The following is a 20,685-nucleotide window of genomic DNA, read 5'->3' on the forward strand; positions in this document are numbered from 1 at the left end:
AGCCCCCGAAAAGCAAACCACATAATGGTTTTACTTTTCGAAGGCTGCAATTTATCCTAGCCGAGGCTATTATTAATCGTGCTTGATCTGGCTGCGCAAATATCCATCGATAAACATATCCAAATCTCCGTCCATCACAGCGCCAACATTGCCTGTCTCGACTGAAGTGCGGTGATCCTTCACCATGCTGTAAGGATGGAACACGTAGGAGCGAATTTGGCTACCCCATGCAATATCGGACTGCTCGCCGCGAATTTCCGCAAGCTGCTTCGCCTGCTCCTCAATCTTGCGCTCGTAAAGCTTGGAGCGAAGCATCTTCATCGCGCGATCACGGTTGGCAATCTGTGATCGCTCCTGCTGACAGGCCACGATAATACCGGTTGGAATATGCGTAATTCTGATTGCCGACTCCGTTTTATTAACGTGCTGTCCGCCTGCTCCGCTGGCGCGGTACGTATCTACCTTCAAGTCTTCCGTGCGAATCTCAATTTCGATGGAATCATCGATTTCGGGCATAACATCACAGGAAACGAAGGAAGTATGACGACGGCCATTGGAATCAAACGGCGAAATGCGCACCAAACGATGAACGCCCTTTTCTGCTTTCAAATAGCCGTATGCGTTATAGCCCTTAATCAGCATCGTCACACTTTTGATGCCTGCTTCATCACCTGGCAAATAATCAAGCAGCTCCACCTTGAAGCCGCGCTTCTCTGCCCAGCGCGTATACATCCGGTACAGCATCAGGCCCCAGTCCTGTGATTCTGTACCGCCCGCGCCCGGATGAAGCTCCAAAAAAGCATTCATCCGGTCATATGGCTGGTTGAGCAATAGCTGCAGCTCAAAGGCGCTTACCTGCTCATGGAGCGCATGCACGCCGCTGGCAAGCTCACCCTCCAGCGATTCATCGCCTTCTTCTTCCGCCAGCTCCAGCATCATCTGCAAATCCTCAAGCTCGTTATTCAGGCGATCGTACTGCTCTACAACAGATTTAATCGCGTTCAGCTCGCTAATAATGCCTTGTGCGCGATCATTGTCATCCCAAAAATCAGGCGCACTCATTTTTTCCTCAAAATTAGCAATCATCTCCTGCTTCAGATCGAGGTCAAAGAGACCCCCTGAGCTCTTGGAGACGCTTTGCCATTTCGCGCAATTCTTGCTTTACCGTAATATCGATCATAGCTTCCGCTTCTCCTCAAAATAAATTGCTTATTGTCCGTGGCAGAATTTATACTTTTTGCCGCTGCCGCATGGGCATGGATCATTGCGTCCTATACGCTCTTCACGCTTGACCGGACGCTTTTCCTGCGTTTCTCCGCCGCCGCTTGTCGAAGTCGTCTGTCCCTTCACAACCTCTTGGCGCTCCAGGTTGCTCTCGACGCGAGCCTTCATAATATATTTGGAAACTTCCTCTTGAATGCTTTCGATCATTTCTTTGAACATCTCAAAGCCTTCAAATTGATATTCGCGAAGAGGATCTGTTCCGCCGTAAGCGCGCAAGTGAATACCTTGACGCAGCTGATCCATCGCATCGATATGATCCATCCATTTGCTGTCTACTGCGCGAAGCACAACAACCTTTTCGAATTCACGCATCATCTCTTCGCCAAGCTCTTGCTCGCGCTGATCGTAGTATGCCACTACCTTTTCCTTAATCAGCTCAACAATTTCTTCCTTCTCTTTGCCCCATAGATCATCTCGTGTAATCGAACCTTCCTCAAGGAAAGTAGCATGCACATAATCTACAATGGACTGCAAATCCCATTCTTCCGGGATATCCTCGACACAATGCGCTTCTACGATCTTCTCGATAGTCGGCACAAGCATATCCATAACTTCAGCACGAATATTGTCTGACTCCAAAATCGCACGGCGCTGCTTGTAAATAACTTCACGCTGCTGATTCATAACATCGTCATATTGCAAAACAACTTTACGCGTATCGAAGTTGCTGCCCTCTACGCGCTTCTGAGCGGACTCAACCGCGCGGGAGATCATACGGCTTTCAATCGGCTGATCCTCTTCGAGGCCAAGACGATCCATCATTGTCATAATATTCTCAGAGCCGAAACGACGCATCAGCTCATCCTCAAGCGACAAGTAAAACTGCGAGGAACCTGGGTCGCCCTGACGGCCAGCACGACCGCGCAGCTGATTATCGATCCGTCTGCTCTCATGACGCTCAGTACCGATAATATGCAGACCGCCCAGATCAGGAACAGAATCTCCAAGAAGAATATCCGTACCGCGGCCAGCCATATTGGTAGCTATCGTTACCGAGCCAGCCTGGCCTGCGCGAGAAATAATTTCCGCTTCCTCCGCATGGAACTTTGCATTGAGCACCTTGTGCGCTACTCCGCGACGGCGGAGCATATCGGATAGCTTTTCAGAATTTTCAATGGATATTGTACCAACCAGCACAGGCTGATTATTGCCGTGACGCGTCACAATTTCCTCAACAACAGCCTTGAACTTGCCGTTTTCACTCTTGTAGACAACGTCTGGCATATCTTTGCGGATCATTGTACGATTCGTCGGAACCTGAATAACATCAAGACCGTAAATACGGCGGAATTCTTCTTCCTCCGTCTTAGCTGTACCCGTCATGCCAGCCAGCTTGCGGTACATACGGAAATAGTTCTGGAACGTAATCGTTGCCAGCGTCATGCTTTCATTTTGCACCTTAAGCTGTTCTTTTGCCTCAATTGCCTGATGAAGACCATCGCTATAACGGCGGCCGGACATGAGACGTCCTGTAAATTCATCGACAATAACGACCTCATCTTCCTGCACAACATAATCGACATCGCGCTTCATAATAACATGAGCTTTTAATGCTTGCTGAATATGGTGATTAACGGTCACGTTAGCATGATCAAACAGGTTTTCAATGTGGAAGGCACGTTCTGCTTTCTCTACACCCGCTTCTGTCAAAATAACATTGCGAAGCTTCACATCAACCGTATAGTCCTCATCTTGTTTCAAACGGCTGACAAAACGGTCAGCTGAATGATACAGCTCTGTAGACTTTGCGGCTTGTCCGGAAATAATAAGCGGCGTACGCGCTTCATCTATTAGAATGGAGTCAACCTCGTCAATAATAGAGAAGTACAGCGGTCTTTGAACCATCTGTTCTTTGTAAAGCACCATATTATCGCGCAAGTAATCGAATCCAAATTCATTATTTGTACCATAAGTAATATCGCATGCGTATGCTGCCTGCTTCTCATCATGAGACAAGCCATGCAGATTGCAGCCAACAGTCATGCCAAGGAAATTGTAAAGCTGGCCCATTATTTCACTGTCGCGCTGAGCCAAATAATTGTTAACCGTTACAACGTGAACGCCTTTGCCCAAAAGCGCGTTCAAGTAAACAGGCAAGGTGGCAACTAATGTTTTACCTTCCCCTGTCTTCATCTCCGCAATCTTGCCTTCATGCAGCACCATGCCGCCCAGCAGCTGTACATCAAAATGCCTCATGCCAAGCGTACGTTTGGACGCTTCACGCACAGTAGCAAAAGCTTCTGGCAAAAGCTTATCCAACTCCTCACCTTTCTCGATACGTGCTTTGAATTCGTCCGTCTTCGCTCGCAAAGCATCATCCGATAGGGCTGTGAATTTAGATTCCATCGCGTTTATTTCTTCCACTGTACGAAGCAGTCGTTTTACCTCGCGTTCGTTTGCATCACCGAAAATCTTCTTTACAAGTCCGAGCATGGTTTTCCCCTTTCACAGTTAGGCCTCTTTGTTTATAATTATCAGCGTTTCTTCTTAAAATATAAGAATGTATAACAATTATATACATGATTATCCTTATATTTATACGAGAAAGCCGTGCGCCCTAGTCAATGACGCCGATGCGTTTCTTCTTATTTGCTTTAAATTGTAACAGTTTGTAGACGGTGCCGCAATGTATCAATTCTCATATTACTGCCCTTTATTCCATCATTTGCATATATCTGCTGCTATAATCACAGGAAAGCCCTGCTCCGCAAGGGGGCAGGGCTGGTTTATTGTATTATGTCTCACCTATTAACCTTGCTCAATAAGTCCGTACTTCCCGTCATTGCGCCTGTAGACTACGTTGACTTCCTTGTTGTCTGCATTGGCAAAGACGAAAAAGTTATGTCCAATCATATTCATCTGCAGAATAGCTTCCTCTACATCCATTGGCTTAAGTGTAAAACGCTTCGTGCGAACAAGCTCCAGCTCATCTTCTTCCAGCACGCTTACTGCAGAACCTTCCTCCCTAAACAGGGTCTTTATGCCAGTGCCTTGGCGGAATTTGCGGTTGATTTTGGTTTTATGCTTTCTAATTTGCCGTTCCAGCTTGTCAACAACGACATCTATTGAAGCATACATATCCTCGCTTTTCTCTTCAGCTCTTAGCATAGTGCCAGTGCCAACCATTGGAATGGTCACTTCTACCGTATGCTGCCCTTTCGTTACGGATAGTGTTACGTTAATTTCGGAGGCGACTGATGCTTCAAAATATTTCTCCAGTCGGCTGAGTTTCTTTTCGACGTAGTCTCTCAATGCTTCTGTTACCTGAAAGTGTTGACCTCGAACGTTGTACATCATGGGGCACTCCTCCTTTACATGTTCTTATTATATCATATGTTCTTAGCTTGTACAAAAGAGTTTTTTATTTATTTTAAATTTTCTGAAAACTTATGAAGATGCTGTGACGGACAAGGATAAATGATTTCACCGTCCTCTGGAAAGACACGTTTACCAATGAAATATAGGAACAAATATGAGGTGAACACATGTACTTTCTTATATAAAAAAATAAAAAAAAGCCGGACTCGGCCGGCAGAAGCAATAAAGGATCTATTATATTTTTATCTTCCCCGTCTGCCGCGAGAAGAATTAGAGCGGTTAGGGTAGCCGTTATATTCAGCAAATTCGTGTTTAACTGTATAGGTGCACATATGTTTCGGAATTGGCACGCAAATATGCTTATTGACGATTTCAATAGGGTGAATGACAGGTACAATTTGCGGATGATAAATATTTTTAACATACGTAGTCGGTTCTGTAGAAATAGGGCTTACAGGCGGGCAACAGGAACACTTGTTGTAATAAATATGAATCAACTCCTTTCTGCTGAACTAATGTCATCATATGAGCATGACAAATATCGTGCCTGTACATTTGCCATGTATGAGGCTAAAAAATTGTCTCAAGGATAAACGGCTCCGCCGTCCTTTGGAATGCCGTTTACCGATGAATGATAAGAAGAACCGCTTGTTTCCCCCTTCGATTGTCTTCGTTTTTTCCAATATTTTTATAATTACTATATAAGGCTTTCCCTTACTTTAGCCATGTACAGCAAGTTCGCGTTAAATGAAAGGCTTGACGGACACACTTCACTTCCTTTATGATACTTTCAATCCTAATTATTATTTTATTTTTTACAGCTCGCTGATCATATCTTGAACAATGTGCACGTTTCGTGAATAGAATGAAGAAGCAAGCAACTTACAGCACGTAAATTGTAAAAAGCGATGACGGAGAGAGTAGGCAAAATTGCAAACTGACAGGAACGGCTTGCCACCGACTGAGAGCAGCCGAGCGAGCACTTTGCTGAAGTTCACTCCTGAGCTGGTTTCCCGAGCTGGCCTATGCGCCTTTAAGGAATCCCGTTCCCTGCGTTAAAGGTTCAAGTGAGATTCGACTATAACAGCTCCCCAATAATGGAGTACTGTTCATAGCTGATCTAATAAGGGTGGTACCACGACTCCTCGTCCCTTGCGGCGGGGAGTCTTTTTGCGTCTGGCCAGACCGTGTGAACCGACCCTGCAAATTAACATGGTATAGACAACTAGATAATTAATTAATCCAATATATTTAAAATAAATGATGAAAAGGAGCATGTATGATGAACCAGCCCTCTTTGGCACAATTACGTGGAAAAATCGACGAAATCAACATAAAGCTGCTTGACCTGTTATCGGAAAGAGCTGCGATCGCTTTGCAAATTGGAATGGAAAAGGAAAAACATAACCTGCTGAAGTTCGATCCTGTGCGTGAGCAGCGGATGCTCGATGAGCTGGTTGCCTGCAATAAAGGACCGCTTACGGATGAAGCCGTCCGCCAGCTGTTCAAGCAAATATTCAAAGATTCGCTTAACCTGCAGGAGGTTAAGCAAAAGAAGCCTCTGCTCGTAAGCCGCATGGCAAAGCAAGAGGACACAGCGGTCACCCTCGGAGATACAATAATTGGAGGCCAATCCCCGGTCATGATTGCCGGCCCGTGCTCTGTAGAAAGCTATGAGCAGGTACGCGAGGTTGCAGCTGCACTGAAGAAAGCTGGTGTAACCGTTATGCGCGGAGGAGCTTTCAAGCCGCGTACCTCGCCGTATGATTTCCAGGGCCTTGGCATTGAAGGCTTAAAAATTTTAAAAGAGGTTTCTAAAGAATTCGGACTCCAAACGATTAGCGAAATCGTTGACCCTGCGCACATAGAGCTGGCCTGCGAATATATTGATGTTATTCAAATTGGCGCTCGCAACATGCAGAACTTCGAGCTGCTAAAAGCCGCAGGCGACGTACGCAAACCAATTCTGCTTAAACGCGGGCTGGCTGCAACGATCGATGAATTCATCCATGCTGCCGAATATATAGTCTCACGCGGCAACAACGAGGTCATGCTGATTGAACGCGGCATCCGCACCTATGAAAAAGCAACGCGCAACACGCTCGATATTTCAGCTGTGCCGATCTTGAAGCAGGAGAGCCATCTGCCTGTGCTGGTCGATGTTACCCATTCCACCGGCCGCAAAGACATCCTGGCCCCTTGCGCCAAAGCGGCTCTTGCGGCAGGTGCTGACGGCATAATGGTCGAAGTGCATCCTAATCCTGCGGTAGCTTTGTCCGATGCAGCTCAACAGCTTAATATTCCAGAGTTCGAGCGTTTCATGAGCGATGTAAGAGCGTCAGGCTTGCTGAAGCAAGCTGCGTCTAGCGGCGTTTAGCAATTCCCTTTCTTAAAAACAAGCAGCCTTTCCCCGCTTAAACAGAGAAAGGCTGCTTGTTCAATTAGGCTAGTAAACGCTATTCTTTCCCTGCTTCTGACAGAACTAGTACCTTCGGGTAACCAAAAACTTTCCCCTTTATACACAACCGGTATGCACTGTTGCACTGATTTCTCTTATTATTTCTGTTCCTTTGCTTCATCAGTGAACATGACTATCCCAAGCGCAGTTAAGCCGTTTATTCTGAATCAAAAAAAAGCCCCGGTTTCCCGAGGCTCTGTGTTTACCAGCAATAATTATTGTACCATCTATGTTTCGGCCATTAGAACCGGATGATTACAATTTTACTACGTTTGCAGCTTGTGGACCGCGTGCGCCTTCAACAATATCGAATTCAACTTCTTGACCCTCTTCAAGAGTTTTGAAGCCGTCAGTTTGGATTGCTGAGAAGTGAACAAATACGTCTCCGCCTTGCTCAGACTCGATGAATCCATAACCTTTCTCTGCGTTAAACCATTTTACTTTACCTTGCATGTGCAAACATTCCCTTCATCTTCAAATACTGTGAGGCAGTTTGATGTGGCCCACAATTCGACTATACCAAGCCTAATTGGAATTGTCAAACAATTTCTTGAAAGCGAATACAATTGTTATATATATTGATTGTTGACGATAAATTTAGGATGAACAAATAACGCTAACACACTTCATAGCATTCTTCAATTTTAATAAATTATGATAAATAACCTTTACCAACAAAAAACACCTGCCACAGATTGCTCTGCATCAAGTGCTTCATTAGGAACTATACATTTTTCTTATACTACATTTTTTTATACATGTTATATACCTCTTGAATAGCTTCTATGACATCCTTAACATCCTGGTCAGTCATTTTTGGAAACAGAGGAATACTAATACATGTATTATAGTAATGCTCGGCTTGCTCATGTAATTCATTGTGATAGCCATTCTGTCTATAATAAGGCTGCTGATATACCGGAATATAATGAACATTAACTCCGATATTCATTTGTCTCAGCTGCTCAAAAATAGTACGACGGTCAACGGTAAAATACTCAGGCTCAAACCTAAGAACGTATAAATGCCAGCTAGAATTTGATTCCAGCGACTGATAAGGAATAACCAAACCAGTATACTGCTGAAACACTTCTGTATACTGTTGTGCAATTTCTCTTCGTCTTGCTACAAAAGAATCCAGCTTGCTAAGCTGTGAAAGCCCAAGTACAGCTTGAATATCTGTCATCCTATAATTATAGCCGAGTTCCTGCATCTCATAATACCAAGGGCCTTCATTATTCGATATCTGGTGAGGATCCCTCGTTATCCCATGGCTTCGGAATAATAAAAGCTTTTGGTAGTATTCACTATTATTCGTCACGATGACCCCGCCTTCACCCGTTGTAATATGCTTCACAGGATGAAAGCTGAACATCGTCATATCTGCTATAGCTCCTACCTTTTGATTTCTATATGAAGCGCCTAGGGAATGAGCAGCGTCCTCAATAACGACCAAATTGTGCCTTCTGGCGATATCCATAATAGAATCGAGATCAGCAGGTTGGCCAGTAAGATCAACAGGGATAATAGCCTTTGTCTTCGATGTAATCTGCTTATTAACAGAAGCAGGGTCTATATTATATGTATCTCCTTGAATATCCGCAAATACTGGAGTTCCGCCACAATACAATACACAGTTGCTGCTTGCAGCAAATGTAATAGGCGTTGTGATTACTTCATCGCCGACACCAATGCCAGCAGCGAAACATGCTCCATGCAAGGCTGCGGTTCCATTACTAAATGCAACGGCATAACTTGCACCCACATACTCAGCTATCGCTACTTCAAATTGCTCAATTGACGGTCCTTGTGTAATATAGTTGCCCTTCAGCACATCGACTACTGCAGCAATATCATCATCGTCAATCCATTGTTGGCCATATGGTAATAACGTTGCTCTAATCGTCAATCCCCTGCTATCCATATCATGCTACCCCGTTTCTTCACAGTTGTCACCAGTAACTTTAAAAGCAATCCCAGGTGACAGCTTCACCTTTGCGAATAGATTTGGAAGCCCGCTTCCCTATCACATGATCCAAGTATTTAGTAGGCAAACCAAGTCCCGGACGAATCGCCTTCAAGTGCTCCCTTGAAATAATTTCTCCTTGAGCGGCATCTCGGGCAAAATAAAGCGAGCGACGATGCTTGAGCGATGCCGTCTCCGCTTCCGTTGCTCCGTATTTAATCGCCCCCAGAGCCTGCCACGCTTGCAGCGACTCATGGGTAAGCAGAGCAAATTCTTCCGGTTCCATCGAAAAAGCAGAATCCACTCCCCCATCCGAGCGACGCAGTGTAAAGTGCTTTTCCACTACAACAGCGCCTTGTGCAATTGCCGCTACTGCCACACCGATTCCCATTGTATGATCAGACAAACCTACCGAACATTGGAATAGCTGTGACATATGCGGCAAGGTGCTTAAGTTCGTATTTTCCGGTGTCGCCGGATAAGTACTCGTACATTTCAATAAGATAATATGACTGGCTCCAGCCTTGCGAGCTTCACGCACAGTTTCATCTATTTCCGCAATAGTTGCCATGCCTGTGGATATGATCAATGGTTTACCGGTAGCAGATACCTTGCGAATCAGTTGAATATCTGTATTTTCGAAAGAAGCAATCTTATAAGCTGGTACATTTAATGTTTCCAGAAAATCAACTGCTGTTTCGTCAAAAGGCGTACTAAAAGCAATCATTCCCAGCTCATTGGCACGTGCAAATATTGCCTCATGCCACTCCCAAGGTGTGTATGCCTCTTTGTATAAATTGTAGAGCGACTCACCCTTCCACAGGCTGTTCGGATCTTCTATGAAGAAATCTCCTTCATGAATATCCAACGTCATTGTATCCGCCGTATACGTCTGCAGTTTAATAGCGTCAGCTCCTGCAGCCGCAGCAGCCTCTACTATTGCGAGTGCACGCTCTAACGACTGGTTATGGTTTCCTGACATTTCTGCAATCAAAAAAGGTTTATGTTCCTTGCCGATCCAACGGTTTCCGATCTGAATGCTCATTTGTATGTTCACCTCGTTGTGAAAATGACTATGCGTTCTTCTCTATTACTGATAATATCGGATGAATCCCCTTATTAATTAATGGCTGCATGACTTCCAAACATTTCAAGCTTTTTTCCTTGATCTGTGTCCTATCGTTCAGCAGCTGTTCAAGTGCTGAGAGCACCGTTCCTTCACTTACTACTTCACTTGCGCCCAAATGCCATACCATACCCAGCCGTTCCGCTTCAAGCACCGCTTCAGTCTGGTTGGCAGCCACACTGACCACTAGTGCGGGTACTCCCATAAAAGCCCGCTCCCACAACGATATCCCTCCAGCTCCAATAGCAACATCAACACTGGCCAGAAGCCCTGCCATATCGTTATGTCGAGAATAATAGGTTACATGATCAAGCGGCTGACACATCTTCGCAATCTCTTGTTGTCTTATATTAGCTTGTCCTGCTACTATCGAAAAACGGATATGATCGAAACGGCTCCCTCCGCTCCTAATCGCTGCTATTACTTTCTCTGTCTCGTTGGTAGGATCGCTTCCGCCAAAGTTAACTAAGATATGACAGCAATCGTGCCTGAATCTGACCTCACTCCTGTATTCAAAAAAACTGCTTCGCAGCAAAGTATACGCGGGGCCTAACAGTTTCACACAAGTTTCCGGAACAAGTCCTTGGTATCGTAATTCCATGTCGGGAGCCAGATTCTGATCGAGCAATATATGACAACAATGTCTGCGATTAGCCAAATCATCAATAACCATGAGCTTGCGGCAAGAAGGAAGTAACTGAATTTCCCATTGCTCTCCAAGTTCATAATGATCAACTACTATAAGCTCCAGCTCGTCCACTCCTTGCAAGCCAGCAATGCAGGCCCACGCATCATAAATTTGCTTGCTAGCCTGGTCCTGAATCCGGTCAGCAGATCGTTCATAAAGTGACGCAGATGCCTCTCCTGGGATAAATATTACCTTAAATCCTCTAGCGCTCAGGTCATCTACAATAGTCGCAGGAGCATCATCATTTATCCAGAAATGAATTTTTGCCCGACACCATTTCTGTAACATTTCTGCTAATGTCATGCAACGCATCACATGTCCTAAACCAATATCCGAAGACGCGTTTACTCTTATCCCAACTCGCATAGCCGCCCCACACTTTCAAGTAGTTATAACATATCGATGATTTCTATTAAACTATTTATCTTGCTGTCCGCCTGATAAGATTCCGGTCTGACAGCATGAACGTAGCTACCCCTCATAATCTGAACAGTTCGGAATCCGAGCGGCTTAATACCGACAAAGTCTTTATTCACGTTATCGCCTATGTAGACAATTTCTGCAGCTGCCATATTTTCGCGTTTGGCAATTTGCTGGAAACAATAAGGGGAAGGTTTGGCGTGATGCTTGCCGTATCGATGAGTAATATAACATTTCTTCACTCTACTGTATAAACCTAGCGCCTCCAGCTTTCGATGCTGTGCTTCCTTATGACCGTCCGTAACAATATAGACAGGGTAAGAGGAGAGCTGAGTCAGAACAGCAACTGCATCCGGATAAAGTTCAATTTGCGGCTTATGATGCCTGTACTGCTTAATGCAATCTATAACCCTGCTTCTATTCTCAAGACCATATGCTTGCAGCACTTTATTAAATACTGCTCCTCTGCCTTCAAATTGCAAAGTGTTGTTCATATGAGTAAAGGCATCCTCCTGCGGGATGCCGTATCTTTCATTCAAATATGCAGCTGTCGCCCGAAAACCGCTTTTCACATAAGTCAGCTCATCATAGAGCGTATCATCCATATCAAATACAATTACTTTCATAGCAAATAATCCTCCGGGTGTCTAAGCAGCATTATTTCCCGCTCCGCCCTCTTGAATTCCAGCTGATTGACCGTTATCCCGGCACATTCTTGCATGAACCAGTAAAAACTGTCCAAACCGGCAGCAACGCTTAAAGTCGAGGCTCCTCCAAAACGACAATTGCATTCAATTACATGAAATTGTTCCTTGGCATCTTGAATAACTTGAAACATAATGTGACCATGAAATTCATATAACTCGCTTAGACGCATGCATAATCTCTCCAGCTTCTCATGACGCACCGTCTGTGTAATACGCGATTCTCCGTTAACAACTTGTACCCTCTGTCTCACAACGCTGCCCACTACTTGCCTGTCAGACACATACATGTCCACGCTATATTCTTTTCCTTCAATAAAAGGCTGGATAACAGGATGTTCCATATTACGAATGTAATGATCAAGCCTATCTGCAGAAATCTGAATACCCGCCAACCGCGCCCCAGCTCCAAAACGCTCTTTTACTACATAAGCTTCGTGCTCAAAAGTTATATGACCGATAGTTCTAGGTTCAACAATGCTGTATTCGGCGGCCTCGTACCCAATTTCGTACTGCAAAAACGTTGGAATGGCCGGAAAACCTTCAGTTTGCAGCTTCTTACAAAATAACAACTTGTCCAAACTAAATTGAACAGCGTCTACCGCTGAAATCATCACATAAATTTGATGCTGGCGCAACTTTTCTTTATGGATAGCCAGATACTTCAGTTCACCGTCCCTGCTTGGGAAGATAACAGAAATTCTATTCTTTAAGCAATACTGCAGCAATTCATCTATAAAACCTTCATGCAGCCGGGGACATAACCAGAATTGATCTACAAAATAAACCCCCAAACATTCAGAGTCCGCATCTGCACCAAACAGTACACCACAATCTGAACTCCGCTCCAAAGCATGGCGCACTGCTTTTAACATCGGTATTTTGTTTGAAATACTTGTAACCAGAACATTCATAGTCAAACTCCCGTTCCCTAAATCGTCGGATGTTGCTGCTCCACTTCTTCATTTATCGAAGCTATTTGCGGATTTTTCTGCAAAAACTGCTCCACTTCAGCTCGCGGAATCAGCTCCCCTCGGTATAGCTCTGCAAAAATAGCAGAAAGCAATTGCCAATCCTCCGCCGTATCCAAAGTTAGCCGGTACAAAGGAGTTGCCGACTCCTCGCGATAGATCCCTATACGAAACAATTCTCGTCGATTCAAAATATACGAAGTAACATGCTCTCTCTCAAGATCAGACTGAGCTTGCTCATGCGCTTGTTGCAAAACTTTATAGGAGAAAATCTCCCCGTCAAAGCCTCTTGAGAAGCTGTCCAGTCCGATGCGGGCATAGTCGAAGGATCCCGTCTGATAGTAATGAATGAGCTTATCAATAAGCACAGGGTCAACCAAAGGACAGTCTGAAGTGATTCGGATAACCGTATCCGCTTGTATTGCCGTTGCAGCTTCATAATAACGTCGCAGCACATCATGCTCACTACCGCAAAACCATGCTGCACCGTATTTTTCCGCTTCCCTGACAATACACCGATCTTGCTCCAGCATAGTAGTTGCCACAATTACTTTATCAGCAGAAGATACCGCCTGACATCTACTAATGACATGTCCCAGTACAGTACGATCCTGCAACACTTGCAGCACTTTACCTGTCAATCTGGTTGATCCCATCCGCGCCTGAATAATAATTGCTGTCGTCATCTCGATCTACCCCTGTATTTGCTGTTCGAACACTTTTAAAGCCTTCGCAATGCACGCATCCATATCATAATAAGTATACTCAGCCAATCGACCAAGCAAGATCAGTTGCTGCTGCTCATTCGCTTTCGCCTTATAACGTTTGTACATTTCCTGATTCTGAGGCTGTGGAACCGGATAATATGGAATGTCTTGACCTGCTGTATCCCGACTGTAGGGCTGCGGATATTCACGAACAATAGTAGTCGAAGGATGCATTTGCCCTGTCATATGCTTAAACTCCGTTATCCGTGTAAAATCATACTCATTCGGATAGTTTACAGTTCCGGTAGTCTGATGACACGCCTTCTCTACCGTCTCAAAATCAAAGCGCAGCGACCTGTACGGTAGTTCTCCAAACTCATAGTTGAATAGCTCATCGATCTTTCCCGTATAGATAACCTTTCCTTGAAATAATTGACCGAATAAGTAAACTTCATGCTTTTCATAGTCAAAACGAACCACTTCATTATAATCCGTATTCAATAGCAGCTTGATATCGGGATGATTGAGCATCTGCTGGAACAATGCCGTATATCCATACTTCGGCAAGCCCTGATAGGGATCCTGGAAGTAGCGATCATCATGTGAAATATAAATCGGCACACGCCCTGTCACACCCGAATCCAATTCCTCCGGTTTCATGCCCCATTGCTTGGCTGTATAGTTAACAAATATTTTATCATATACAAAATCAGCCAACCAGCGAAGCTGCTCATCTTCAATCTCGCGCAGTTTCAGTATAGGCACTTTGGCATTATATCCGAAGTGAGCAACTAATTTTTCTTCCAATTGCTGCGCCATAGCGGCAGGCAGCAACCTCGAAAGCGAATTCAGATTGAACGGGATAGGAACCGTTTGTCCATCAATACTTCCGAGTACACGGTGCTGATAATGATGCCACTGTGTAAACTGCGATACATAATCCCAGATATATTTTAACTTAGTATGAAAAATATGAGGGCCGTACTGATGAATGAGCACGCCTGCTTCATTGTACGTATCATACGCATTCCCGCCAATATGATTGCGCTGCTCTATGATTAATACCCGCTTATTTAATTGCGATGCAATACGTTCTGCTATAACTGCCCCAGAAAAACCTGCTCCGATAACAATATAATCAAACATACTTATTCCCCCGATGACCCAGTTCTTATTTGAATAAATTTAAAAATCAAATAAGGAATGATAATAACTGAGCATAGCCCAGTAGCAATTAGTGAGATAAACCTTTGTATCCATCTCAAAAAAGCATCCTTATAAACTTGAGCTTTATTAATTGTTTTTAATTCAGTATGCATGTTGCATTGAAAATATTGATTTGCAGGAATGGTAAATGCGAACTGTAGTACATTCCAAAATCCTACTCCTGTCATATTCGTCACTACATATATAACAGCATCGTAAGATTCGGATGGTAAACCGATGGCTTTTAGTTTTTTATTAAAACTTTGTTTGTACGGATAAGGGATTATCTTGTTAATACCTTCGTATTTTTCTGCAAGCTTAACCCCATGCTCATGCGTTAACAAATCAAAGATATATCCGGGCATTTGTTGTTGAATGCCAGGCAAATTTTGATCTAGCTGTTGAAAGCTTGCGGAACGGATAATAAGTGCTCTTTTTGCCCCTTTCACTCTAATCCCCCTTTATAGGAACTAACGATAAAATGTAAAAAATGTATCGAAAGGTACTCTCAATCCATCAGCAATAGCTGGATCAACAGGTTTTCGCTTACCTTTAAGTTTATACATTTCTCTAAAAGCCGAAAGCATGGCTTTCAAATAAATAGTTGTTTTTTGTTCTAAACTGCTACATATGCATAGATAAATTAATAACAATGTCGTTTTTAGACATTTACCAAATCTATAGTATTTCCAAACTAACCAAAACGCATTGCGTGTGTAATAAAAAGGAGCCCTCCATGAAGTTCGGTTGACTGGTGAATATTTATGGTAGGATACAATATCACTAAAGAACTTTATGTGATACCCTTTATCCCAAATTCTGAAAGCTGTATCCATTTCATTATTATATAGGAAGAATTCTCCCGGATAGTAACCTATCTCACGAAACAACTCTGCTCTAATTCCCACTCCAGCTCCATTGAAACCCATAAAATATTGGGTTGAGATTGCTTCGGTTTGAGCTTGGACAGCAGTTGTTACACTAACTTCATCATAGTGATAAAAGTTTCGGACATCAAAGGCGACAGCTCCTAATAATGGATCTGCTTCAAACCGTTCCACCATTTTTTTAATAGCATCAAAAGCAGGGAAGCTATCATCGTCAATAATAACGATATACTTCCCATTTGCAGCCGCAAATCCTTTATTATATGCTTCTATTCCAATGTTTTCTGACAGTGCGATTAATTGAACTTCTGGAAATTCATTGGAAATCATCTCTGGTGTTCCATCGTTTGAAGCATTATCTACAATGATTACTTCAATCGGACTGTATTGAATCTGTCCAATACGGTTTAAGCTTTCACGCACATCATTTTTTCTATTCCAGGAAAGCATTACAATAGTGATGTTTGAGCTCATAACGATAGACTTCCTAACATAGCTTAATTTTCTCCGTCCATTCTTTTATCAATCCTGTCCCAAACACGCTCGCTAGACTTACCATCCATAAACACATGTACCATCTCTTTTAACTTCCGGCGCTCCAAGTCGTAATAGCTCTCGTTATAGAACAACTTTGTAATCTCCACCTGTAAATCCGATTGAGACATTATTTTAGGACCTGGTGTCCACATCTCGTATGGCTCCAGTACAAATCCTCTTGATTCTGAGTACTCATCTAAATCCACAGGCGTAAACAAGATTGGACGATCCAGTAATAAGTAATCAAAATAAACACTGGAGTAATCCGTAATCAACAGATCCGCAGCATTTAAAGTTTCATAGAGATCTGTCCTTTGGTCAAGCAATACTTGATCTGGTAATAAATAAATATTTTCATCACCCAGCCTATTCAGATATGGCATGACCTCTTCTTCTTCTAATGGATGGGTTTTTATAACAAGCGCTATATTATTTTCTTTTAAAAATTCAGAAAAATCAGCTTCTCTAAACGAATCAAAACCAAAAATATTTGACCAGTTTCTATTTCCTGATGTTTGTTTTAGCCACTTGGACTGTCTATAGGTAGGCATTAAATAAATAATTTTCTGATCTGCAAAATTTACATTCAATAGCTTCTCTAACTTTTCTCTTCCGTTAGTACGATATAAAAAATCATTGCGCGGCATACCAGTAGTCACAAATTTATCGCGAGGTATCCCCATACATGCTCCCATAACTATGTTATAAAAAGAAGAATAGGAAGCGATATCATCAAATTGCAGCCAATGTTGATGCTGCTTTTCATTTTCTACAGCAGGCTTTTCGGTATAACCCAAACCTTTAATGGGAAACCCGTGCCATAATTGAAAGTAAAAACTATCCTCTGCCTTTGAGGACGGTGAAACTACATCAAATACAAGCATACGGTTTTCTAGGATTTCACGTAAAAAAGAATACCCGCTAAAAAAATGATAGCCCATTTCACCGGAATGACAAAAGTTTATACTGTACTTCATCTTATATTTCTCTGGCATGAACTTTTGTAAAGCAACAATATTCGAGCCGCTGTAAGAAGTTGTGGTTAGTGCAATCCGCTTATGTCTTTGGTTATAAACCGGGCTCTTTAAGTCGATATGCTCGATTCTAACGTTAACTTTCCCGTCTTTGTCCGTATAACTTCCATGATATACCCCAAACTCTGTAATCCCTAATTGGGCTAGTTGTTTCGATATTTCTAATGTATACATACTCGTAATAACAATATAGGCATTCTCATAAGCAACTACTTGTTCAATTGACCAGACTGGCTTGTCACAAAAATAAGTTTGCCATTTTAATTCGCTATTGTCTGCAAAAGAAATAATGTTATAGTCGCGATGCATCACAGCATAAGCTTCTTGTCCCAAACTTGAAGCACCAAATAGAACAATATCTTTCAATCCGACATCACTTCCTTTTGCACAAGTAGAATTAAATCATTTGTAAAATTTCTTTTACACTTTTTACAGTCAGATTCGGGAAGTAATCCAACTTGTCTATTTCTTCACGAGACGCTTCCCCACTGAGTACACAAATAAAATCAATATTTAATCTTCTCGCCATCTCCATATCTGTATATAACCGATCACCGATGACAACAGGAGTCCTAGCAGGATGATTTTGAGCAAATTGCTCAAGCTTAAATGAAAGCATTTCGATGTTAGGCTTGCCAAAAATTTTGTATGGCGATACTCCCAGTGCGGTAGAGAACATATTAATAAATGACCCTATGTCTGGAATCGGACCGTCAGGCGTCGGACAATTTACATCAAAATGAGTTGCGAGCATCGGAATCCCTTGATTTAGAAACTTACTTGCCTTTTTGATTTTTTGATAGTTTAGTTCGGTATCATAACCGAGCACAACAAAGTCTGGAGTTTCAGCATCTGTCTCAATATTATTGGATTCCAGATAATCTATCATCGCATTAGTTCCTATAGTATACGTTTTTAATGCTCCTTCATCCAATAGATACGCTATAAGGCCGTCAGTTGATAAAATAATCTTACGCTCATCAACTTCCATTCCAAAAGTTTTCATTTTCCTTATCAGCTCTAATTTGGAATATGAAGAATTATTAGATAGCAAAAAGTATGGAATCTCATTTTTATTCAGATAATTGATAAACTCATCTGCACCTGGAATAAGTTCTTGGCCTTTCATTAAAGTTCCGTCCAAATCGATAAAAAATACAGCATCTTCAATTTCCGTGCTTAAATTATGAAATTTCATGTCTGCCAATGCCAGATCATTATAATTGTCAATTTCTACCCAACGATAATTATTAATAGGGTAAGGCTGCATATTAATTAATCTCTCTTTTAATACACTTTGAATTGCTACTTCGGTCCAATCCTTCAGGTTATTTTCGACATTGATAATGGTTTCAACTCTATCAAATAAAACTTTTGCTGAATTCATTGAAAACTTATACATGTCAATTGAAACCCCGTAACTAGCACTCTCGTCCAAAGCCTTGGATATATCAACGATTAGGTTATCGTTATTTACTTTAATTTTCATTGACTCATCCATATAGGTATTCTTTTCTACTGCAATCAAGTCAGGATAAGAGGAATTAACTAAATCCACAAATATTTGATTATCATAAATTATATCTCCATTACACAACACAAAGCTTTGATTATAAAGATACGTTTTCAATAGATAAAGTGAGTACATATTATTCGTTGTTTCAAACAAATCATTTTGAATAAAGTGAATCTCCATCTTCTTAAATCTACGTTTAATATATTTCTCATCAATTAATTCGGATCGGTAGCCCGTTACAATATATACTTCCTCTATGCCACCTTCTAGAAAAGCAGACAATTGTCTTTCAAGCAACGTTTCCCCTTGAACTTTCACCATGCATTTTGGTTTATGATTCGTTATTGGTTGAAGCCTTGAGCCAAGACCTGCTGCTAATATAGCTGCTTTCACTTTGTTCACTCCGATTTTATATTTTTAACTGCTATTTCACACTAAGCTTTCTACTCTGTCTCTTTTCTTCAAAGCAATTTGGCTATCAATTTCAAACTTACGTCTTTGTAATCGGTCTACTAAGATAGGGAGATTTATAGTTTTGTAATTGCTGTATACCCGCTCATAGCTATCCATATATTGTTTGTCTTGTTCGTTTTCAATAACATTAGAGTATCTGTCAACATATACATGTGGTATAATTTCGCCATTACATAGCTTATAGTCTAAAACATGCTTGCAAGTTTGAATAATTAAATCATACCTGCCGGGTACAAAGTCATTTGCGCTCAAAATATTAATTGACTTCATTTTGTCTACGAAAATTGCTGCATCTTCATTTTCATCATCCAAAATTACATCAACAACTTTATCGGGATATTTATTTTTAATCATTGTAATGATGTCACTCGATGCTTTCAAATCACTACCAATCACTAAAAACTGATAATTCTTTTCAATGATAATCTGTGCACGTGGAATTTGTATTGGAAGCTCTTGAATTCTACCGTCTACGGCTCTTCCCCTGACTCCATTCAACATATCCTCAAGAGCAAACTGCCTTGTTAAAACGACTTCAAATCTGTTATTATACGTGCCAAAATAAAATTCTTTAAACGACTGATCTATGATATATTCTGCAAATGAATAAATCTGATCATAACGAATATATTTCAAAAAGAAATATAATGTGTTTCTTCGCGAATAATAGTCGCTAAAAGTTGTAGTTCTATCCAATGCGCCCCTTTTGTGAAAAACTATTGATGGTGTGTATATCATCAGTTTGTATCCATTCAGTATAAATTGAAACCCCATATCAGAATCATCCATGTAAATAAAATATTCGGGATCCATATCTCCGTATTTCACAAGCATTTCTGTTTTTATTAACATTGAGCATGCAGGGATAACATCGGTTTCAATCTCAATTGGTAGATCAGAATTGTCTTCACTATTAGCTAAATACTTTGTAATCGTAAAATTATCCATGTCGATCTCAGTGTTTAAATATTGTACACGGTCCGGGTTTTCCATATAAAGCAGTTTGGATCCCACCGCTGCTACTTGTGAATGTTGATTTAAATAATCCACTAGGTGAAAAAGTGCGTTGCTGTCAACCAATATATCATTATCAAGCAACCACAAATAGTCATAATCTTTTTTCAATGCTGCTTGTATTCCCCAATGAAAACCATCAGCGCCACCAGTGTTTTCTGTTTTCTGAATCAGGGTCAATCTGCCCTGATACCTCTCTAAAATTTCTTCTGGCGCGCCATCCGTTGAAGCATTATCCACCACGTAAATATCATAATTTTTATAAGTCGAATTTAAAACCGATTCAATACAATTCAATATATATTCTTTTTTATTCCAAGTACAGATTACAATACCCACTTTTTTCATGCGCCATCTCTCTTCCGTTTGTTTATC

At 41.8% G+C, this 20,685-nt stretch carries 17 protein-coding genes; 1 reads left to right on the forward strand and 16 read right to left on the reverse strand.

Features of this window, described 5'->3' with window-relative positions; genetic code table 11:
- Positions 1 to 72: 72 nt before the first annotated feature.
- The 3 genes from prfB to hpf all read right to left on the reverse strand — a co-directional run bounded on the left by prfB (position 73) and on the right by hpf (position 4,581).
- Positions 73 to 1,180, reverse strand: a protein-coding gene (gene prfB, locus V1L65_RS03150) for a peptide chain release factor 2 (RefSeq protein ID WP_331697611.1) whose coding sequence is annotated in 2 segments (ribosomal slippage) — positions 73 to 1,107 and positions 1,109 to 1,180 — 1,107 coding nt in all. Because the reading frame shifts where the segments join, the coding sequence is not laid out codon by codon here.
- A gap of 29 nt (positions 1,181 to 1,209) precedes the next feature.
- Entirely contained in the window at positions 1,210 to 3,717 is a 2,508-nt protein-coding gene (gene secA, locus V1L65_RS03155; RefSeq protein ID WP_331697612.1) for a preprotein translocase subunit SecA, read from the reverse strand.
- A 315-nt stretch (positions 3,718 to 4,032) separates the two neighbouring features.
- On the reverse strand, positions 4,033 to 4,581 hold the full coding sequence (hpf, locus tag V1L65_RS03160; protein WP_331697613.1) for a ribosome hibernation-promoting factor, HPF/YfiA family: 549 nt from the start codon (positions 4,579 to 4,581) through the stop codon (positions 4,033 to 4,035).
- 1,303 nt (positions 4,582 to 5,884) lie between these two features.
- Between hpf and V1L65_RS03165 the strand changes: the two genes are divergently transcribed.
- Positions 5,885 to 6,979 (forward strand): bifunctional 3-deoxy-7-phosphoheptulonate synthase/chorismate mutase, encoded by a 1,095-nt coding sequence (locus tag V1L65_RS03165; RefSeq protein WP_331697614.1) that lies wholly within the window; start codon positions 5,885 to 5,887, stop codon positions 6,977 to 6,979.
- Between the two features lie 336 nt (positions 6,980 to 7,315).
- On the opposite strand, the gene V1L65_RS03170 is transcribed toward V1L65_RS03165, so the two are convergent.
- From V1L65_RS03170 to V1L65_RS03230, 13 genes are all read right to left on the reverse strand, one after another.
- Complete coding sequence (locus tag V1L65_RS03170) at positions 7,316 to 7,513, reverse strand: cold shock domain-containing protein (protein WP_331697615.1); 198 nt, start codon at positions 7,511 to 7,513, stop codon at positions 7,316 to 7,318.
- 289 nt (positions 7,514 to 7,802) lie between these two features.
- A complete protein-coding gene (gene pseC / locus V1L65_RS03175) occupies positions 7,803 to 8,984 on the reverse strand; it encodes a UDP-4-amino-4,6-dideoxy-N-acetyl-beta-L-altrosamine transaminase (RefSeq protein ID WP_331697616.1) in 1,182 nt (393 codons plus the stop codon).
- Positions 8,985 to 9,024: 40 nt separating this feature from the next.
- Positions 9,025 to 10,071, reverse strand: a complete 1,047-nt coding sequence (gene pseI, locus V1L65_RS03180; RefSeq protein WP_331697617.1) for a pseudaminic acid synthase — start codon at positions 10,069 to 10,071, stop codon at positions 9,025 to 9,027.
- Positions 10,072 to 10,099: 28 nt separating this feature from the next.
- A complete protein-coding gene (gene pseG, locus V1L65_RS03185) occupies positions 10,100 to 11,206 on the reverse strand; it encodes a UDP-2,4-diacetamido-2,4,6-trideoxy-beta-L-altropyranose hydrolase (RefSeq protein ID WP_331697618.1) in 1,107 nt (368 codons plus the stop codon).
- 23 nt (positions 11,207 to 11,229) lie between these two features.
- Positions 11,230 to 11,886: an HAD family hydrolase gene (locus V1L65_RS03190; RefSeq protein ID WP_331697619.1), complete on the reverse strand. Its 657-nt coding sequence runs from the start codon at positions 11,884 to 11,886 to the stop codon at positions 11,230 to 11,232.
- The gene (locus tag V1L65_RS03195) at positions 11,883 to 12,878 is read right to left on the reverse strand and encodes an ATP-grasp domain-containing protein (RefSeq protein ID WP_331697620.1); all 996 of its coding nucleotides are present in this window, start codon (positions 12,876 to 12,878) and stop codon (positions 11,883 to 11,885) included. The genes V1L65_RS03190 and V1L65_RS03195 overlap by 4 nt, the downstream gene beginning before the upstream one ends.
- Positions 12,879 to 12,895: 17 nt before the next feature.
- On the reverse strand, positions 12,896 to 13,621 hold the full coding sequence (locus tag V1L65_RS03200) for a glycosyltransferase family protein (RefSeq protein ID WP_331697621.1): 726 nt from the start codon (positions 13,619 to 13,621) through the stop codon (positions 12,896 to 12,898).
- A 6-nt stretch (positions 13,622 to 13,627) separates the two neighbouring features.
- Complete coding sequence (gene glf / locus V1L65_RS03205; RefSeq protein WP_331697622.1) at positions 13,628 to 14,788, reverse strand: UDP-galactopyranose mutase; 1,161 nt, start codon at positions 14,786 to 14,788, stop codon at positions 13,628 to 13,630.
- 2 nt (positions 14,789 to 14,790) lie between these two features.
- Positions 14,791 to 15,297 (reverse strand): hypothetical protein, encoded by a 507-nt coding sequence (locus V1L65_RS03210; RefSeq protein WP_331697623.1) that lies wholly within the window; start codon positions 15,295 to 15,297, stop codon positions 14,791 to 14,793.
- Between the two features lie 21 nt (positions 15,298 to 15,318).
- Positions 15,319 to 16,209 (reverse strand): glycosyltransferase family 2 protein, encoded by an 891-nt coding sequence (locus V1L65_RS03215; protein ID WP_331697624.1) that lies wholly within the window; start codon positions 16,207 to 16,209, stop codon positions 15,319 to 15,321.
- Between the two features lie 23 nt (positions 16,210 to 16,232).
- Positions 16,233 to 17,672: a CDP-glycerol glycerophosphotransferase family protein gene (locus tag V1L65_RS03220; RefSeq protein WP_331697625.1), complete on the reverse strand. Its 1,440-nt coding sequence runs from the start codon at positions 17,670 to 17,672 to the stop codon at positions 16,233 to 16,235.
- A gap of 31 nt (positions 17,673 to 17,703) precedes the next feature.
- Positions 17,704 to 19,215 carry an HAD-IIA family hydrolase gene (locus V1L65_RS03225; protein WP_331697626.1) on the reverse strand — a complete coding sequence of 504 codons (1,512 nt, stop codon included), beginning with the start codon at positions 19,213 to 19,215 and terminating at the stop codon, positions 17,704 to 17,706.
- Between the two features lie 36 nt (positions 19,216 to 19,251).
- Positions 19,252 to 20,658, reverse strand: coding sequence for a glycosyltransferase family 2 protein (locus V1L65_RS03230; RefSeq protein WP_331697627.1), 1,407 nt, complete (start codon positions 20,656 to 20,658; stop codon positions 19,252 to 19,254).
- Positions 20,659 to 20,685: the final 27 nt, after the last annotated feature.

The sequence above is a fragment of the Paenibacillus sp. IITD108 genome (assembly GCF_036541265.1).
GTDB lineage: Bacteria > Bacillota > Bacilli > Paenibacillales > Paenibacillaceae > Pristimantibacillus.

What these genes read in the sequence shown, in the direction of transcription:
- V1L65_RS03195 (WP_331697620.1), bottom strand. Translation starts at nt 12,878, where the DNA reads ATGAATGTTCTGGTTACAAGTATTTCAAACAAAATACCGATGTTAAAA.
- V1L65_RS03215 (WP_331697624.1), bottom strand. Translation starts at nt 16,209, where the DNA reads ATGAGCTCAAACATCACTATTGTAATGCTTTCCTGGAATAGAAAAAAT.
- pseG (WP_331697618.1), bottom strand. Translation starts at nt 11,206, where the DNA reads ATGCGAGTTGGGATAAGAGTAAACGCGTCTTCGGATATTGGTTTAGGA.
- V1L65_RS03200 (WP_331697621.1), bottom strand. Translation starts at nt 13,621, where the DNA reads ATGACGACAGCAATTATTATTCAGGCGCGGATGGGATCAACCAGATTG.
- V1L65_RS03170 (WP_331697615.1), bottom strand. Translation starts at nt 7,513, where the DNA reads ATGCAAGGTAAAGTAAAATGGTTTAACGCAGAGAAAGGTTATGGATTC.
- secA (WP_331697612.1), bottom strand. Translation starts at nt 3,717, where the DNA reads ATGCTCGGACTTGTAAAGAAGATTTTCGGTGATGCAAACGAACGCGAG.
- V1L65_RS03165 (WP_331697614.1), top strand. Translation starts at nt 5,885, where the DNA reads ATGAACCAGCCCTCTTTGGCACAATTACGTGGAAAAATCGACGAAATC.
- glf (WP_331697622.1), bottom strand. Translation starts at nt 14,788, where the DNA reads ATGTTTGATTATATTGTTATCGGAGCAGGTTTTTCTGGGGCAGTTATA.
- V1L65_RS03230 (WP_331697627.1), bottom strand. Translation starts at nt 20,658, where the DNA reads ATGAAAAAAGTGGGTATTGTAATCTGTACTTGGAATAAAAAAGAATAT.
- pseC (WP_331697616.1), bottom strand. Translation starts at nt 8,984, where the DNA reads ATGGATAGCAGGGGATTGACGATTAGAGCAACGTTATTACCATATGGC.
- hpf (WP_331697613.1), bottom strand. Translation starts at nt 4,581, where the DNA reads ATGATGTACAACGTTCGAGGTCAACACTTTCAGGTAACAGAAGCATTG.
- V1L65_RS03190 (WP_331697619.1), bottom strand. Translation starts at nt 11,886, where the DNA reads ATGAAAGTAATTGTATTTGATATGGATGATACGCTCTATGATGAGCTG.
- pseI (WP_331697617.1), bottom strand. Translation starts at nt 10,071, where the DNA reads ATGAGCATTCAGATCGGAAACCGTTGGATCGGCAAGGAACATAAACCT.